Below are 988 nucleotides of genomic sequence, written 5' to 3' on the forward strand. Positions count from 1 at the left end.
GTGATGAGCTGGGTGGGGGTGTGGGTGGTGAAGGTGGCGTACCAGTCCGGGTAGTGGTGGCCGGCGCCGCCTCGGAGCCACCAGCGGGAGTAGTGTCCGGCAATCTCGCTCTGGTGGTCGGGGGCGAGGTGCTCGTAGGTGAGGCGTGCGAGGCTGTCGGGAGCGGTAAGTTCGTCCGCCCAGGCGCGCCGGTCGTGCTGCCAGTCGGCCGCGGTCAGAGGAGTGAACGCCTGGTCGGGTTCGTTGGTCGCGCCGTGGAGGTAGGTGTCGGGGCCTTGGGTGTATGCCTGGGCGAGGGCGGTGGTGAAGGCGGTGACGAATTCGGTGGGAGTGCGGTCGTTGAAGGTCGCGGCCCAGCGTACGGAGCCGAAGGAGTCGTCGTAGGCGTTGATGCGCCACAGGCCGTCATCGTCTCCTTCGGGCAGGTAGCCAAGGCGGATCCGGTGGTCTGGTGCGGAGACGTAGGTGTTGCCGAGGTCGTCGTGGTGCAGGGCCCAGCCGAGGTCGCGCAGGGGCTGGAGTCCGGGGTCGCCGATGGCGGTGGAGCCGGCGAGGTGGCGCGGGGAGACGAGGTACTCCTGGAACGGGTCCTCGCGGACAGAGGGGGACAGCGGTGGCTCCTGGGAACCAGGGCGGCGCCCGCCGACTGGCGAGCGCCGCGAGATGTGCAACGGAACGGGGAGGCTGCCGCAGGGGTGGGTTCCTGGCCGGGAGGGTTTTCAGACCTCCCGGCCAGGAACCGGGGGGTTACTCCTGCGGGTCGGTGGTCTCGTCCTCGGCGGCGGTCTTCTGCCGGCGGCGGGTTGCCCACAGGGCGCCGCCCCCGGCCAGCAGCAGCGCTGCGGCCCCGCCAAGCGCCCACGCAGTGGTCTCAGCACCGGTGTGGGCGAGTGCTCCGTCCGGGGTGTCGGGGGTCTTGGGTTTGTCCGGCCGGTGCGGCGGGGTAATCGGCGGCGTCGCGGGAGGCGTGGTGGGCGGGGTCGTCGGC

2 protein-coding genes are annotated in these 988 nt (G+C 71.7%); both read right to left on the reverse strand.

Features of this window, described 5'->3' with window-relative positions; translation table 11 throughout:
• Window positions 1–671: DUF317 domain-containing protein (locus K6I34_RS38515; protein ID WP_275127238.1), on the reverse strand; the 671-nt coding region annotated here is incomplete at its 3' end.
• A gap of 76 nt (window positions 672–747) precedes the next feature.
• The coding region (locus K6I34_RS37420; RefSeq protein WP_229332464.1) for an LPXTG cell wall anchor domain-containing protein at window positions 748–988 on the reverse strand (241 nt) is incomplete at its 5' end.

The organism is Streptomyces sp. UNOC14_S4 (genome assembly GCF_020740835.1).
Classification (GTDB): Bacteria; Actinomycetota; Actinomycetes; order Streptomycetales; family Streptomycetaceae; genus Streptomyces.